15 protein-coding genes are annotated in these 14,429 nt (G+C 64.4%); 8 read left to right on the forward strand and 7 right to left on the reverse strand.

Going from position 1 to position 14,429, the window contains the following annotated elements:
• Window positions 1–194 precede the first annotated feature (194 nt).
• From eat to IAE40_RS23845, 8 genes are all read left to right on the forward strand, one after another.
• Entirely contained in the window at window positions 195–1,643 is a 1,449-nt protein-coding gene (gene eat, locus IAE40_RS23810) for an ethanolamine permease (protein WP_054892792.1), read from the forward strand.
• A gap of 49 nt (window positions 1,644–1,692) precedes the next feature.
• A complete protein-coding gene (locus tag IAE40_RS23815) occupies window positions 1,693–3,087 on the forward strand; it encodes an ethanolamine ammonia-lyase subunit EutB (protein WP_054892791.1) in 1,395 nt (464 codons plus the stop codon).
• Between the two features lie 8 nt (window positions 3,088–3,095).
• Entirely contained in the window at window positions 3,096–3,914 is an 819-nt protein-coding gene (gene eutC / locus IAE40_RS23820) for an ethanolamine ammonia-lyase subunit EutC (RefSeq protein ID WP_065861502.1), read from the forward strand.
• A 107-nt stretch (window positions 3,915–4,021) separates the two neighbouring features.
• A complete protein-coding gene (locus IAE40_RS23825; RefSeq protein WP_054892789.1) occupies window positions 4,022–4,480 on the forward strand; it encodes a GNAT family N-acetyltransferase in 459 nt (152 codons plus the stop codon).
• 279 nt (window positions 4,481–4,759) lie between these two features.
• A complete protein-coding gene (locus tag IAE40_RS23830; protein WP_054892787.1) occupies window positions 4,760–5,407 on the forward strand; it encodes a DedA family protein in 648 nt (215 codons plus the stop codon).
• A gap of 6 nt (window positions 5,408–5,413) precedes the next feature.
• On the forward strand, window positions 5,414–6,229 hold the full coding sequence (locus IAE40_RS23835; protein WP_153774442.1) for a zinc-dependent peptidase: 816 nt from the start codon (window positions 5,414–5,416) through the stop codon (window positions 6,227–6,229).
• A 93-nt stretch (window positions 6,230–6,322) separates the two neighbouring features.
• Window positions 6,323–6,850, forward strand: a complete 528-nt coding sequence (gene ppa / locus IAE40_RS23840; RefSeq protein WP_003255365.1) for an inorganic diphosphatase — start codon at window positions 6,323–6,325, stop codon at window positions 6,848–6,850.
• Between the two features lie 224 nt (window positions 6,851–7,074).
• Window positions 7,075–7,761, forward strand: a complete 687-nt coding sequence (locus tag IAE40_RS23845; protein WP_112897234.1) for a LexA family transcriptional regulator — start codon at window positions 7,075–7,077, stop codon at window positions 7,759–7,761.
• A gap of 309 nt (window positions 7,762–8,070) precedes the next feature.
• Here IAE40_RS23845 and IAE40_RS23850 read toward each other — a convergent pair whose 3' ends face one another.
• The 7 genes from IAE40_RS23850 to urtC form a co-directional block, all read right to left on the reverse strand.
• A complete protein-coding gene (locus IAE40_RS23850) occupies window positions 8,071–9,048 on the reverse strand; it encodes an AAA family ATPase (RefSeq protein ID WP_234465234.1) in 978 nt (325 codons plus the stop codon).
• A gap of 3 nt (window positions 9,049–9,051) precedes the next feature.
• The gene (locus IAE40_RS23855) at window positions 9,052–10,095 is read right to left on the reverse strand and encodes an aliphatic amidase (RefSeq protein ID WP_054892783.1); all 1,044 of its coding nucleotides are present in this window, start codon (window positions 10,093–10,095) and stop codon (window positions 9,052–9,054) included.
• A 15-nt stretch (window positions 10,096–10,110) separates the two neighbouring features.
• Window positions 10,111–10,455 carry an FmdB family zinc ribbon protein gene (locus IAE40_RS23860; protein WP_054892782.1) on the reverse strand — a complete coding sequence of 115 codons (345 nt, stop codon included), beginning with the start codon at window positions 10,453–10,455 and terminating at the stop codon, window positions 10,111–10,113.
• 12 nt (window positions 10,456–10,467) lie between these two features.
• Entirely contained in the window at window positions 10,468–11,697 is a 1,230-nt protein-coding gene (fmdA, locus tag IAE40_RS23865) for a formamidase (protein WP_063542572.1), read from the reverse strand.
• A 94-nt stretch (window positions 11,698–11,791) separates the two neighbouring features.
• Window positions 11,792–12,481, reverse strand: coding sequence for an urea ABC transporter ATP-binding subunit UrtE (urtE, locus tag IAE40_RS23870; RefSeq protein ID WP_054892780.1), 690 nt, complete (start codon window positions 12,479–12,481; stop codon window positions 11,792–11,794).
• A 10-nt stretch (window positions 12,482–12,491) separates the two neighbouring features.
• Window positions 12,492–13,250 (reverse strand): urea ABC transporter ATP-binding protein UrtD, encoded by a 759-nt coding sequence (gene urtD / locus IAE40_RS23875; RefSeq protein WP_200603966.1) that lies wholly within the window; start codon window positions 13,248–13,250, stop codon window positions 12,492–12,494.
• Window positions 13,247–14,428 (reverse strand): urea ABC transporter permease subunit UrtC, encoded by a 1,182-nt coding sequence (gene urtC / locus IAE40_RS23880; protein ID WP_200603967.1) that lies wholly within the window; start codon window positions 14,426–14,428, stop codon window positions 13,247–13,249. Before urtC ends, urtD begins: the two co-directional genes overlap by 4 nt.
• Between the last annotated feature and the right edge of the window lies 1 nt (window position 14,429).

Genomic DNA, 14,429 nt, shown 5'->3' on the forward strand with positions numbered 1-14,429 from the left:
CCCCCGCCCGCCCGCCCGCCCCCCCCCCCCCCGCGGGCGGCCCCCCCCCCCCCCCCCCCCGCGAAGGGGCCCGACCTGCATACACCAGATTTCAGGCCGGTTGGCGTGTCCCAACCGCTCTGGCTCGCTTCCTGCAACACAATCACCAAGGTCCGGAACCCCTTCCGGCCCGCAAAAAAACAACAGGTGAATCCATGCCAAGCGATCAATCCGCCGGCACGCCGGCAAGTTCTTCCGTAGATTTCGAGAAAGTCGGCTCCGACTATTTCCAGCAGCGTGAACTGAAAAAAGGCGCCGCAGGCTGGGTCCTGCTGGTGGGCCTGGGCGTGGCCTACGTGATTTCCGGCGACTACGCCGGCTGGAACTTCGGCCTCGCCCAAGGTGGCTGGGGCGGCATGTTCCTGGCCACGCTGCTGATGGCCACCATGTACCTGTGCATGTGCTTCTCGCTGGCCGAACTGTCCTCGATGATACCCACCGCTGGCGGTGGCTACGGCTTCGCCCGCAGCGCGTTCGGGCCCTGGGGCGGCTTTCTCACCGGCACGGCGATCCTCATCGAATACGCCATCGCCCCCGCCGCCATCGCCGTGTTCATCGGCGCCTACTGCCAATCGCTGTTCGGCATCGGCGGCTGGATGATCTACCTGGCGTTCTACATCGTCTTCATCGGCATCCACATCTTCGGGGTCGGCGAGGCGCTGAAGCTGATGTTCATCATCACCGCCGTCGCTGCGATTGCACTGGCGGTGTTCCTGATCGGCATGGTGCCCCATTTTGATGCAGCCAACCTGTTCGACATCGCCAAGACCGACGCCGTCGGCGCCAGCAGCTTCCTGCCATTCGGCTATGTCGGCATCTGGGCGGCGATCCCCTATGCGATCTGGTTCTTCCTCGCCGTCGAAGGCGTGCCCCTGGCCGCAGAAGAGACCAAGAACCCCAAGCGCGACCTGCCCCGCGGCCTGATCGGCGCGATGCTGGTGCTGCTGGCCTTCGCCTTGCTGATCCTGGTGGTCGGCCCCGGCGGCGCCGGCTCCGAAGCACTCAAGGCTTCGGGCAACCCGCTGGTCGAGGCACTGTCGAAGGCGTACGGCGGCTCGACCTGGATGGGCGGCTTCGTCAACCTGGTCGGCCTGGCTGGGCTGATCGCCAGCTTCTTCTCGATCATCTACGCCTATTCGCGGCAGATCTTCGCGCTTTCGCGCGCGGGCTACCTGCCGCGCAAGCTCTCGCAAACCAACAAGAGCAAGGCGCCGGTGCTGGCCCTGGTGATCCCCGGCATCATCGGATTCGCCCTGTCGCTGACCGGCCAGGGTGACCTGCTGATCCTGGTCGCGGTGTTCGGCGCCACCCTGTCCTACGTACTGATGATGGCCGCGCACATCACCCTGCGCATTCGTCGACCGAAGATGGAGCGCCCGTACCGTACCCCCGGCGGCATCTTCACCTCGGGCGTGGCCCTGGTGCTGGCCTGCATCGCCGTGGTCGCCGGCTTCCTGGTCGACCCACGCGTGGTGATTGGCGCTGCCGTGATCTATGCGGTATTAATTGCCTACTTTGCTTTCTACAGTCGTCACCATCTGGTGGCCGGGACGCCGGAAGAGGAATTCGCCGCGATCCAGAAGGCCGAAGAGGCCTTGCACTGATCGCCGACTTACGCCGCAGGCCAGCCCTGCGGCGCTCTGGAGATTCTGTATGGCAAGTTTCGTACACACGGTAGGCAATCTGGTCTACCGCTTCGACAGCCTCAAGGAAGTCATGGCCAAGGCCAGCCCGGCGCGTTCGGGCGACTTCCTGGCCGGCGTCGCCGCCGCCAACGACGGCGAACGGGTCGCCGCGCAGATGGCCCTGGCCAACATCCCGCTCAGTCACTTTCTCAGCGAAGCGCTGATCCCCTACGAACAGGACGAGATCACCCGGCTGATCATCGACACCCATGACGCCGCCGCGTTCGCCCCGGTCAGCCACCTCACCGTCGGCGGCCTGCGTGACTGGCTGCTCAGCGAAGCGGCCGACGAAGCCAGCCTGCGCGCCCTGGCCCCCGGCCTGACGCCGGAAATGGCCGCCGCCGTGTCGAAGATCATGCGCGTCCAGGACCTGGTGCTGGTGGCACAGAAGATCCGCGTGGTCACCGCGTTTCGCGGCACCATGGGCCTGCGCGGGCGGCTGTCGACCCGTCTGCAGCCCAACCACCCCACCGACGAGCCCGCCGGCATCGCCGCCAGCATCCTCGACGGCCTGCTGTACGGCAACGGCGACGCCATGATCGGCATCAACCCGGCGACCGACAGCATCGCATCGATCTGCGCACTGCTGGAAATGCTCGACGCGATCATCCAGCGCTACGACATTCCCACCCAGGCCTGCGTGCTCACCCACGTCACCACCTCGATCGAGGCGATCAACCGCGGCGTGCCGCTGGACCTGGTGTTCCAGTCCATCGCCGGCACCGAGGCCGCCAACGCGGGCTTCGGCATCAACCTCAACGTACTCCAGGAAGGCTACGAGGCAGGGCTATCGCTCAAGCGCGGCACCCTCGGGCAGAACCTCATGTACTTCGAGACCGGCCAGGGCAGCGCGCTGTCGGCCAACGCCCACCACGGCGTCGATCAACAAACCTGCGAGACCCGCGCCTACGCCGTGGCGCGGCATTTCAAGCCATTCCTGGTCAACACCGTGGTCGGTTTCATCGGCCCGGAGTACCTGTACAACGGCAAGCAGATCATCCGCGCCGGCCTGGAAGACCACTTCTGCGGCAAGCTGCTCGGCGTGCCGATGGGTTGCGACATCTGCTACACCAACCACGCCGAAGCCGACCAGGATGACATGGACACCTTGCTGACCCTGCTCGGTGTCGCCGGGATCAACTTCATCATGGGCATCCCTGGCTCCGACGACATCATGCTCAACTACCAGACCACCTCGTTCCACGACGCGCTCTACGCGCGCCAGACGCTCGGCCTGAAACCCGGCCCGGAATTCGAGGCCTGGCTGGAACGCACCGGCATCTTCACCCAGGCCGACGGCCGGGTACGCTTCGGCGACAACCTGCCTCCGGCCTTCCGCCACGCGTTGGCGCAGCTCGCATAGGGACGACCATGGACCGACCTACCCCCACGCATGACAACCCCTGGCTGGCCCTGCGCAACCTGACGCCCGCGCGCATCGCCCTGGGCCGTACCGGTACCAGCCTGCCGACCGGGGCGCAGCTGGATTTCCAGTTCGCCCACGCCCAGGCCCGCGATGCGGTGCACCTGCCCTTCGACCATACCGGCCTGCGCCAGCAACTGAGCGACCGTGGCCGTGACAGCCTGTTGCTGCACAGCGCCGCCGCCGATCGTCACCAGTATCTGCAGCGTCCTGACCTTGGGCGCCGCCTGAGCGACGACTCGGCGCTGAAACTGCGTGAACACGCCCAGGCCAACCCGGGCGGCGTCGATCTGGCAATCGTGGTGGCCGACGGCCTCTCGGCATTGGCCGTGCATCGCCACACGCTGCCCTTGCTGAGCCGCTTCGAGGAACAGGCCGCCGCCGATGGCTGGAGCAGCGCCCCGGTGATCCTGGTGGAACAGGGCCGAGTCGCGGTGGCCGACGAAGTCGGCGAGCTGCTCGGTGCGCGGATGACCGTGATGCTGATCGGCGAACGCCCTGGCCTGAGCTCGCCCGACAGCCTGGGCCTGTACTTCACCTACGCCCCGAAAGTGGGCCTGACCGACGCCTACCGCAACTGCATCTCCAACGTGCGCCTGGAAGGCCTGAGCTACGGCATGGCCGCGCATCGCCTGCTGTACCTGATGCGCGAGGCCTGTCGCCGGCAGCTTTCAGGGGTGAACCTGAAGGATGAAGCCGAGGTCCACAGCATCGACAGTGAGAACCCCTCCAGCAAATGCGGAAACTTCCTGCTCGGTGAAGGGTAGAAAACATGTAACCCAAGGCGGATTGCGCTTCTAGGCTGCCTTGGGGCAGCATGCCGGTACGAGGCAGCTTGCATCCCCCGTTCCCACATGGACTCTGAGGCCTGCTCATGCGCATCATCAAGGCAACCCTGGAACACCTCGACCTGCTCACCCCGCTGTTCGTCACCTATCGCGAGTTCTATGGGCAACTGCCCTACCCGGACACCTCGCGCAGTTTTCTCGAGAAGCGCCTGAAACGCGGAGAGTCGGTGATCTACCTGGCCCTGCCGGATGACGACAACAGCAAGCTGCTGGGTTTCTGCCAGCTCTACCCGAGTTTTTCCTCGCTGTCGCTCAAACGCGTGTGGATCCTCAACGATATCTACGTTGCCGAGGATTCCCGACGCATGCTGGTGGCCGACCACCTGATGCGCGAAGCCAAGAAGATGGCGAAGGAAACCAACGCCGTGCGCATGCGCGTATCCACCAGCAGCGACAACGAGGTAGCGATGAAGACCTACGAGTCCATGGGCTTTCGCAAGGATACCGAGTTCGAGAACTACGTCCTGCCGATCAGCCAGGATTGACCGACCGGGCTCATCTGAAATTGCTTGACGTGCCTCCTATTGCAAGCAACAGTCCTGTTCAGATCTGAAGGCCAGTGCCGTCCACCCTGCGGGGGACGGCTCGCGCCGCCCCGTAACCCCCCGCTACAAACTCCCCGGGCATCTTCACGACTTCGCCGTATAATGCCCCATTCGTCATGTGTGAAAAGTTACCCATCCACCGGTGAACATGCCCACGCAAAATGACGTCGTCCGTCATCGCGCGCCCGTGGAAGCGGGTCAAGACAACAGGTGCTGTACATGGAATTCAACCCGCTGGACCTTATCCTGCATCTCGATGCCTACCTCGACCTGCTGGTGACCAACTATGGTCCCTGGATCTACGCCATCCTGTTCGCGGTGATCTTCTGCGAGACCGGCCTGGTGGTCATGCCCTTCCTGCCGGGCGATTCGCTGCTGTTCATCGCCGGCGCCGTGGCCGCGGGCGGTGGCATGGATCCGGTACTGCTCGCCGGCCTGCTGATGGTCGCCGCGATCCTCGGCGACAGCACCAACTACGTGATCGGACGAACGGCCGGGGAACGCCTGTTCCGCAACCCGAACTCGAAGATCTTCCGCCGCGACTACCTGCAGCGCACCCACGAATTCTACGAGCGCCACGGCGGCAAGACCGTCACCCTTGCCCGCTTCCTGCCCATCCTGCGCACCTTCGCCCCGTTCGTCGCCGGCATTGCCCACATGCACTACCCGCGTTTCCTCGGTTTCAGCGTCGCCGGCACCCTGCTGTGGGTTGGCGGCCTGGTCACCCTGGGCTACTTCTTCGGTAACGTGCCTTTCATCAAGCAGCACCTGTCGCTGATGGTCGTGGCCATCATCGTCCTGTCGCTGGTGCCGATGATCCTGGGCCTGCTGCGTGGCCGACTGGGCCGTACCGCCAAGGCCCACTGACCGTCCATGTGGTCGTTCAGCGCCTGGCGGCGCAAGCGCACCCTGGCGCGCTACCAGGTCGATCAAGCGCTGTGGCAGGCGATCCGTGACCGCCTGCCCCTGCTCGACGGCATCAGCGACGAGGAAGACCGCTGGCTGCGCGAGGCCAGCGTGCTGTTTCTGTACGACAAGCACCTCACTACCCTGCCCGGCGTCGAGCTGGACGACGAGCAGCGCCTGTTCCTCGCGGCCCAGGCCCAGCTTCCACTGCTGCACCTGGGCGAGCTGAACTGGTACCAGGGCTTTCACGAGATCATCCTCTACCCCGACGACTTCAAGAGCCCCCAGCGCCACCGCGATGCCAGTGGTGTCGAGCATGTGTGGGACGGCGAACACAGCGGCGAGGCCTGGCAGCAGGGCCCGGTGATCATGGCCTGGGCCGGCGTCGAGGCCAGCGGCGGTTGGGAAGCCTACAACCTGGTGATCCACGAGCTGGCGCACAAGCTCGACATGCTCAACGGCGACGCCAACGGCCTGCCGCCCCTGCACCCGGGCATGGACGTCAATGCCTGGGCCCACGCCATGCAGCAGGCCTACGACGACCTCAACCGCCAGCTCGACGCCAACCCTGACCTGGAAACGGCCATCGATCCCTACGCTGCGGAAAATCCGGCCGAATTCTTCGCCGTGACCAGTGAATACTTCTTCAGTGCTCCAGACCTGCTGCACGAGAGTTATCCACAGGTGTACCGGCAATTGTCGCTGTTCTATCGCCAGGACCCGCTGGCCCGCCTGACACGCCTGCAGGCCGAACACCCGCAGTACCGCGACGCCCCCTCCTGATACGCCCGCACATCAGGCCGACCGTGGCATGCGCTGGCGGAATGTGCCTATAATCGCCGCCACTTTTTTGGTCAATCACGGGGGCAAAGCCCAATGAGCTACAGCAAGATTCCTGCGGGCAAGGACCTGCCGAACGACATCTACGTCGCCATCGAGATCCCTGCCAACCACGCGCCGATCAAATACGAGATCGACAAGGACAGCGATACCCTGTTCGTCGACCGTTTCATGGCGACCCCGATGTTCTACCCAGCCAACTACGGCTTCATCCCCAACACCCTGGCCGACGACGGTGATCCGCTGGACGTGCTGGTCGTCACCCCGTACCCGGTCGCCCCAGGCTCGGTGATCCGCGCCCGTCCGGTCGGCGTACTGAACATGACCGATGACGGCGGCGGCGACGCCAAGGTCATCGCCGTACCGCACGACAAGCTGTCGCAGCTGTACGTCGACGTGAAAGAGTACACCGACCTGCCGGCACTGCTGATCCAGCAGATCGAGCACTTCTTCGCCAACTACAAGGATCTGGAGAAGGGCAAGTGGGTCAAGATCGAAGGCTGGGAAGGCGCTGACGCCGCCCGCGCCGCGATCACCAAGTCGGTTGCAGCCTACAAGGGCTGATGACTGCCTTGCCATGAAAAGCCCGGCCATCTGTGCCGGGCTTTTTTATGCCTCTCGGATACAGACACCGTTTTCTTGCAGGGTCATCAAATGTCTCATCCAAAAATAAAAGAGAAATCCCACATCACCCTGCAAAAGCAGCCGACAACAGCCTCAGATTCCCACCCTTAGCATAAACACCCTGTTTATTTCATCTCCTCGCACCACAATCTAGACTCGCCGCCATGAACAATTCCGGTGACCGTCTCAAGACCCTCCTGCAGGAATGTGGCCTGACCCCTTCCGACTTCGCCGCCCAGCGCAATGTCACACCCCAGCACGTGAACAACTGGTTCAAACGGGGTATTCCCCTGGCGCGCCTGGACGAAATCGCCGACCTGTTCTGCGTCTATCGCCACTGGCTGCGCAGCGGCGAAGGCCCCAAGCACCCGAGTCCGATCCTGCGCCCCGGCCTGCCACAGCCCGAAACCGCGCCCCCCGGCCATGGCGGCAGGCAGATATGCGTCGATTTCCACCGCCTGCTCGACGGCCAGCTCATATCGGATCCGGAGCGCCACCTGCTGGTGTCGGCGCAGGCATTGGAGACGCTCGGCATCCTCCCGGAAAACGCCATTTGCCTGGACATGCCAGACGCTAACATGGCACCGCTGATCCCCATTGGCGCCGCCCTGGCCATCGACCGCAGCCTGACCCGCGTGGTCGACGGGCAGACCTACGCGCTGATGCACGAGGGCCGGTTGCGGGTGCACAGCCTCAGCCTGAACCATAACGGCACGCTGTGCCTGCACAGCCACGACCGACGCAACTACGCCGTCGAGCGCTACACCCCGGCCCAACGCCACGCCCAGGGCATGCAGGTACTGGGTTGGGTATTCTGGTGGTCGTGGTTCAGCCGTCAGCGGCCCGTATGAAACACCCGGTGCCAATTTTCGCTGGGCATCCCTGGCGAGCCCTAGTATGCTACGCGGCACATTTAGCCGAGGGTCGGCAAAAGCCGCATCCCAGAGCACCTGACGACGCCCCACACGGCCGTTTGTCATCTTTTTCAGGCCTCGATGGCCAACCTGTTAAGGCGGTTGCGGCTTACCAAAAATTAGCCAAGCCCGTCCCCGAGAGCCGGCCACAAGCCGGCTTTTTACTGCCCGAAATCCAGCGCGCAATCCTTGCCCTTCGCGTTGTCTGCTACGCGGGTGGGCTCGCTACCACGGCCCTGCCCCTGCTCAGGCGCAGCGCGTGACCAGTAGCCGTTCGCCGCGCAGTGTCACCTTCATATCCCCTTTCCCGTCAGCGTCCAGCAGACAGTCGGCAATCGCCGGCTCCAGCATCACCCGCACGCGTCGCCCAAGGGCCCTGGCCCCGAAACGTACGTCGTGCCCAGCGATCAGCCAGGCCCGCGCCGACTCGTCCAACTGCACGCGGCGCTGAGGCCCCAGGCGCTGCGCCAGCCTGGCCAACTCGATATCCAGCAACGCTTCCAGCCAGCGCTCTTCGATGCGCTCGAACATGAGGATGCGGTCGATGCGATTGAGAAACTCCGGTTCGAATCGCTGGTGCAGCGCGCGCTCGAGCACCTGCGCCTCGGACTCGCCGAACAGCGCCAGCCATCGCCGCCATCCCCGACGCATCCGCCGCCCGGCCTCACGCGCCCCCACGTTGCTGGTCATGAAAATCAGGCTGTTGCGAAAGTCCAGGGTGCGGGTGCCGCCCGCCAGGGTCAGGCGGCCGCTTTCGAGGATGCCCAGCAGGCTGCGCAGCACCTGGTCGCTGGCTTTTTCCAATTCATCGAACAACACGATGCCAGGGCGGCTGTAGCTGCCGGCAATCAGTGTCTCGTCGAACAGGCTGATGCCTTCCTTGCTGCCCACGTAGCCCGGCGGCGCCCCGGTCAACGACGCGGCGTAATGCTCCTGGGCCAGGGTCTGCATGTCGATGCGACACAACGCGTCGGGGCGGCCATGGATGGCCTGGGCGAGCAGACGCACGATCTCGGTCTTGCCGACCCCGGTCGGGCCCATGAACAGGTTCACGCCGAGCGGGCGCCCAGGGTCGCTGATGTCGGCCTTGAGCACCTTGAGCTGCGCCTCCACGGCCGCCAGCGCCACGTCCTGCCCGACGATGCGCTGGCGCAGCAGGCTCATCACCTGCTGCGGCTCGAACACGAAACGCGAGACCGGCGCACACGCCTGCAGAGACGACATGCCTCAACCCACGCTGCGTTCTTGGCCTTCGTGGGGCAACTGCCCCACCGGGCAATCGGCTACGCCGACCGTACGCCGGGTGATGCGCTCGACATTCTCCTGGGCTTTCTGCGCATCCAGTACCCAGGTGCGGTAGAACTCGAAGGGGCAGTCGGCCACGCCCTTGTCGCCGTCGCCAGAGTCGAACACCCCGGTGTAGCCGCGGTGCAGCAACTTGAACAGGTGGTTCTGCGACTGGTCGTTGGCACGCGCATCGCGGATCTGCGAGATCGACAACTGGGCGTACTGGATACCCATCTCCTCCTCACCACACTCCCCCAGGGTACGGCCATCGAAGCCGATGATCGCCGAATGGCCAAAGTACGAGTACACGCCATCGAACCCCGCGGCGTTGGCCACCGCGACGTAGCAGTTGTTGGCCCAGGCCATGCTCTTGGACATCTGCACCTGCTGTTCCTTGGCCGGGTACATGTAGCCCTGGCAGCGCACGATCAGTTCGGCGCCCTTCATCGCGCAATCGCGCCAGATCTCCGGGTAGTTGCCGTCGTCGCAGATGATCAGGCTGATCTTCATGCCCTTGGGGCCGTCGCAGACGTAGGTGCGATCGCCCGGGTACCAGCCCTCGATGGGGCACCAGGGGATGCACTTGCGATAGCGCTGGACGATCTGCCCCTGGTTGTCGATCAGCACCAGGGTGTTGTACGGCGCCTTGTGCGGGTGTTCCTCGTGACGCTCGCCGGTCAGGGAAAACACCCCCCAGGTGTTGGCCTCGCGGCAGGCCGCCGAGAAGATCGCAGTTTCCTCGCCCGGTATGCTCGCGGCAGTGGCCATCATCTCGTCGTGGTCATAGAGGATGCCCATGGTGCTGTACTCGGGGAAGACCACCAGGTCCATGCCAGGCAACCCCTGCTTCATGCCCTTGATCATTTCGCCGATCTTGCGGGCGTTATCGATGACTTCGGCCTTGCTGTGCAGGCGCGGCATCTTGTAGTTCACGACAGCAACGCCGACGGTGTCGGGGCTGCTGGAAATATCGCCGTGGCGCATGAAAACGAACCTCGTTCAGTGGCTGATCATCCAGGGCCGCGGCCCGGTCTTGCTCTTGAGGCCGAGTGGGTTGGCCTTGGTCGGCTCCACCGCCTTGCTTGGCGAACAACAACCACAGCCGGCCGGATGGCGCCGCTGCTGGTACTCGGCGACGGTCTGCGGCGCATGGGCGCTGCGTTCGTTGGTGGCGATGGCCTGGCGCTGGCTGGCGGACAGGGTGGCCAGTGCCGGCGCCGATACCTGCAATCCGCCGGCGGCCGTGCCGCAATACGGGCACTGGCACGGCTCGTGGCGCTGGGCGATCGGTCGCAGCATGCTGAAGGTGCCGCACTCGGGGCAGGCATATTCGTAGGTCGGCATGGCGGCGCCTCCTTACAGGTCCGGGGCGATCGGCAGATCGACGCTGCCGTCCAGGTGCCTGGTCGGGCCGCTGGCGCTGGGATTGATGTCGAAATCGAAGATCTCGGTCGGCAGCCACAGGGTGGCGCAGGCGTTGGGGATGTCCACCACGCCGCTGATGTGCCCCTGCACCGGCGCCGAGCCCAGCAAGGCGTAGCCCTGGGCAGGGGAATAGCCGAACTTGGTCAGGTAATTGATGGCGTTCAGGCAAGCCTGGCGATAGGCGACGTTGACGTCCAGGTAGTGCTGCTGGCCGCTTTCATCCACCGAGATGCCTTCGAAGATCAGGTAGTTCTTGTAGTTCGGGGTAATCGGGCTGGGCTTGAACACCGGGTTCCTGATGCCGTACTTGGCCATGCCGCCCTTGATCAGCTCGACTTTCATGTGCACCCAGCCGGCCATCTCGATGGCGCCGCAGAAGGTAATCTCGCCATCGCCCTGGCTGAAGTGCAGGTCGCCCACCGACAGCCCGGCACCCTTGACGTACACCGGGAAGAAAATCTTCGAGCCCCGCGACAGGTCCTTGATATCGCAGTTGCCGCCATGCTCGCGCGGCGGCACGGTGCGCGCGCCGGTGGCGGCGGCATCGTCACGGGCCTGGCCCTTGAGCTTGCCCATGTGCGCGGTGGCGGCCAGCGGCGGGTTGGCCAGCGGCGGTACGCGGGTGGGGTTGGTGTCGATCAGTTCCTGCTCGCGGCGGTTCCAGGCGGCGAGCATCACCGGATCTGGCAGGCAACCGATCAGCCCGGGGTGGATCAGGCCGGCGAAATTCACCCCAGGGATGTGCCGGGAGCTGGTGAACATCCCCTTGAAATCCCAGATCGCCTTCTGTGCGCTGGGGAAGTGATCGGTGAGGAAACCGCCGCCGTTCTGCCGCGAGAAGAAGCCATTGAAGCCCCACATCGAATCGGCCTTGGCGCCGATGTCGAGCAGGTCGACGACCAGCAGGTCACCCGGCTCGGCGCCCTGCACGCCCACCGGGCCGGACAGGTAGTGCACGGTCGACAGGTCGACATCGCGCACATCCGAGGCATCGTCGTTGTTCTTGATCGCCCCGGCGGTCCAGTCGTAGGTCTCGAGGATGAAGTCATCGCCCGGCTTGACCCAGCAGGCCATGGGGATGTCCGGGTGCCAGCGGTTGTGGATCTGCTCGTTTTCGGTGGCGGGCTGGTTGAGGTCGACTTTGATCAGGGTATCGGTCATGGCAAAGCTCCTGGACAGTAAGGTTTAGTGCATTGCTGACAGTCTTGAACGCAGGTGCGGATCGGCCAATACGTCGGATGACGTAGCAGGCCCGCTACACCGAGAGGTAACGGCTGATGGTGGCTTCGTCGACGTTGGCGCGGGTCTCCTCGATCACGAAGCGGCCCTTCTCGATCACCAAAAAGCGGTCGGCAATCTCGAGGGTGAACGACAGCACCTGCTCGGAGACCACGATGGTCAGGTCGCGCAGGTCGCGGATCTCTTTCAGGGCGCGGGCGATGTCCTTGATGATCGACGGCTGGATGCCCTCGGTCGGTTCATCGAGCAGCAGCACCTTGGGGTTGGTCGCCAGGGCACGGGCAATCGCCAACTGCTGCTGTTGTCCGCCGGAGAGGTTGCCGCCCTTGCGTGCGCGCATGTCATGAAGCACCGGAAACAGTGCATAGAGGTCCTCGGGCACCTGGCCCTTGGCCGAGGCAGGCAGACCGGTCTGGATGTTTTCCAGCACGGTCATGCTGGGGAAGATCATCCGTCCCTGGGGCACGTAGGCAATGCCGTGCTCGACCCGTTCATGGGTGTCCAGGCCGGAGACTTCCCGGCCATCGACGCTGACCTGGCCGCGCCACTGTGGCAGCAGCCCCATCAGGCTCTTGAACAGCGTAGTCTTGCCCATGCCGTTACGCCCCATCACGGCGACGATTTCGCGCCTGGCCACCGCCAGGTCGAGGTCGTGGAGGATCTGGCTCTGGCCGTAGCCACAGGACAGTTGCTTGACGTTGAACATGCCGGCTTCCTCAGTGGCCCAGATAGACTTCGACGACCTTCGGGTTGTTCTGCACCGCCTCCATGCTGCCTTCGGCCAGGACCTTGCCCTGGTGCAGCACGGTGACCTTGTGCGCGATGCTCTTGACGAACTCCATGTCGTGCTCGATGACCAGCACCGACCGGCCCTGGCTGATGCGCTTGAGCAGCTCGGCGGTCTGTACCCGCTCGCCTACGCTCATGCCGGCGACCGGCTCGTCGAGCATCAGCAGGTCCGGGTCCTGCATCAGCAGCATGCCGATCTCCAGCCATTGCTTCTGGCCGTGGGACAGCAGGTCGGCCTGCTGTTCGAGCAGGTCACCGAGAAAGATCTCCCGCGCCACCTCCTCGACCCGCGCCACGACCGCCGCACTGCGCTTGAAGAACAGCGCGCCGAACACCTTGCGCCCGGCCGGATACGACATCTCGAGGTTCTCGAACACCGTGAGGTTTTCGTAGATCGACGGGTTCTGGAACTTGCGCCCGACCCCGACGCGCACGATGTTGAACTCGCGCATGCGGGTCAGCTCCTTGCCGTCGAACAGGATGCTGCCGCTGGTGGCGCGGGTCTTGCCGCAGATCAGATCGAGGACCGTGGTCTTGCCGGCTCCGTTGGGGCCGATCACCACGCGCACCTCGTTGCGGTCGATGTACAGGTTGAGGTTGTCCACGGCCTTGAAGCCGTCGAAGGATACGGTCAGGCCCTCGATGGCCAGGACCGGCTTCTTCATCTCGAAACCGATGGGGCTCATGGCTGGGTCTCCAGGGAAGCAGGTGCAACGCTCGGTGTGCCAGGACGGCTCGCCGGCGCCACGGCCTCGGGTACAGGTGCCGGTCGTGGTGTACGTCGCAGCCAACGTGCCAGGGCCTGGCGCCCGTGGCTGTCCCACAGCCCGGCCAGGCCGTTGGGGAAGTACATGACCACGGCGATGAACAGCCCGCCCATCAGGTACAACCACAGCTCGGGGAGCGACTCGGAAAAGTAGGTCTTGCCGTAGTTCACCAGCAGCGCGCCATACACCGCGCCCAGCAGTGACATGCGCCCGCCGACAGCGGTGAAGATGACCATCTCGATAGAGGGCACGATGCCGACGAACGAGGGCGACATGAAGCCGACCTGCAGGGCGAACATCGCCCCGCCAATGGCCGAGAACGCCGCAGCGATGCAGAACACGAAGATCTTGAAGGTCGCCACGTCGTAACCGGAGAACCGGACCCGCTCCTCCTTGTCGCGCATCGCCATCAACAGCCGGCCCAGCTTGGACCTCAGCACGAAGCGGCCAATGAAGATGCAGCCGAACAGCAGCGCGGCGTTGATGAAGTACAGGATCAGCTTGGCGCTGTCGGTACGCAGGTCCCAGCCCATCAGGGTCTTGAGGTCGGTGATGCCGTTGACGCCACCGGTCAGGCCCTGCTGGCCGATGATCAGCACGGTGAGGATCAGCGCGATGGCCTGGGTGACGATGGAGAAGTACACGTCGCCCACCCGCCGCTTGAACAGCGCCATGCCAATCACGAAGGCCAGCAGCACCGGCACCAGGATCACCGCCAGCAGGGTGAAACCGAAGCTGTTGAACGGCACCCAGAACAGCGGCAGCTCGGTGAGCTGGTTCCAGTCCATGAAGTCGGGGATGCCCGGCGTGGTCTGGATCTTGGTGCTGACCGGGTCGGAGGCTTCAAGCTTGAGAAACATCGCCATGCAGTACCCGCCCACGCCGAAGAACACCCCCTGCCCCAGGCTGAGGATGCCGCCGTAGCCCCAGCACAACACCAGGCCCACGGCAACGAAGGCATAGGTCAGGTACTTGCCCACCATGTTCAGGCGGAAGGCGTCCAGGGTCAGCGGGAACACCACGAAAATCAGCAGCGCCAGCAGCGCCACGCCCAGCAGGTTGGGCTTGCCTGCCAGCATCTTGTCCAGAACGTTCATC

Source organism: Pseudomonas sp. S44, assembly GCF_016624805.1.
GTDB classification, from domain to species: Bacteria; Pseudomonadota; Gammaproteobacteria; order Pseudomonadales; family Pseudomonadaceae; genus Aquipseudomonas; species Aquipseudomonas machongensis.

Excerpts from the sequence above, each read along its gene's own strand:
- eat (WP_054892792.1), top strand. The coding sequence starts at position 195 with ATGCCAAGCGATCAATCCGCCGGCACGCCGGCAAGTTCTTCCGTAGAT.
- IAE40_RS23815 (WP_054892791.1), top strand. The coding sequence starts at position 1,693 with ATGGCAAGTTTCGTACACACGGTAGGCAATCTGGTCTACCGCTTCGAC.
- eutC (WP_065861502.1), top strand. The coding sequence starts at position 3,096 with ATGGACCGACCTACCCCCACGCATGACAACCCCTGGCTGGCCCTGCGC.
- IAE40_RS23825 (WP_054892789.1), top strand. The coding sequence starts at position 4,022 with ATGCGCATCATCAAGGCAACCCTGGAACACCTCGACCTGCTCACCCCG.
- IAE40_RS23830 (WP_054892787.1), top strand. The coding sequence starts at position 4,760 with ATGGAATTCAACCCGCTGGACCTTATCCTGCATCTCGATGCCTACCTC.
- IAE40_RS23835 (WP_153774442.1), top strand. The coding sequence starts at position 5,414 with ATGTGGTCGTTCAGCGCCTGGCGGCGCAAGCGCACCCTGGCGCGCTAC.
- ppa (WP_003255365.1), top strand. The coding sequence starts at position 6,323 with ATGAGCTACAGCAAGATTCCTGCGGGCAAGGACCTGCCGAACGACATC.
- IAE40_RS23845 (WP_112897234.1), top strand. The coding sequence starts at position 7,075 with ATGAACAATTCCGGTGACCGTCTCAAGACCCTCCTGCAGGAATGTGGC.
- IAE40_RS23850 (WP_234465234.1), bottom strand. The coding sequence starts at position 9,048 with ATGTCGTCTCTGCAGGCGTGTGCGCCGGTCTCGCGTTTCGTGTTCGAG.
- IAE40_RS23855 (WP_054892783.1), bottom strand. The coding sequence starts at position 10,095 with ATGCGCCACGGCGATATTTCCAGCAGCCCCGACACCGTCGGCGTTGCT.
- IAE40_RS23860 (WP_054892782.1), bottom strand. The coding sequence starts at position 10,455 with ATGCCGACCTACGAATATGCCTGCCCCGAGTGCGGCACCTTCAGCATG.
- fmdA (WP_063542572.1), bottom strand. The coding sequence starts at position 11,697 with ATGACCGATACCCTGATCAAAGTCGACCTCAACCAGCCCGCCACCGAA.
- urtE (WP_054892780.1), bottom strand. The coding sequence starts at position 12,481 with ATGTTCAACGTCAAGCAACTGTCCTGTGGCTACGGCCAGAGCCAGATC.
- urtD (WP_200603966.1), bottom strand. The coding sequence starts at position 13,250 with ATGAGCCCCATCGGTTTCGAGATGAAGAAGCCGGTCCTGGCCATCGAG.
- urtC (WP_200603967.1), bottom strand. The coding sequence starts at position 14,428 with ATGAACGTTCTGGACAAGATGCTGGCAGGCAAGCCCAACCTGCTGGGC.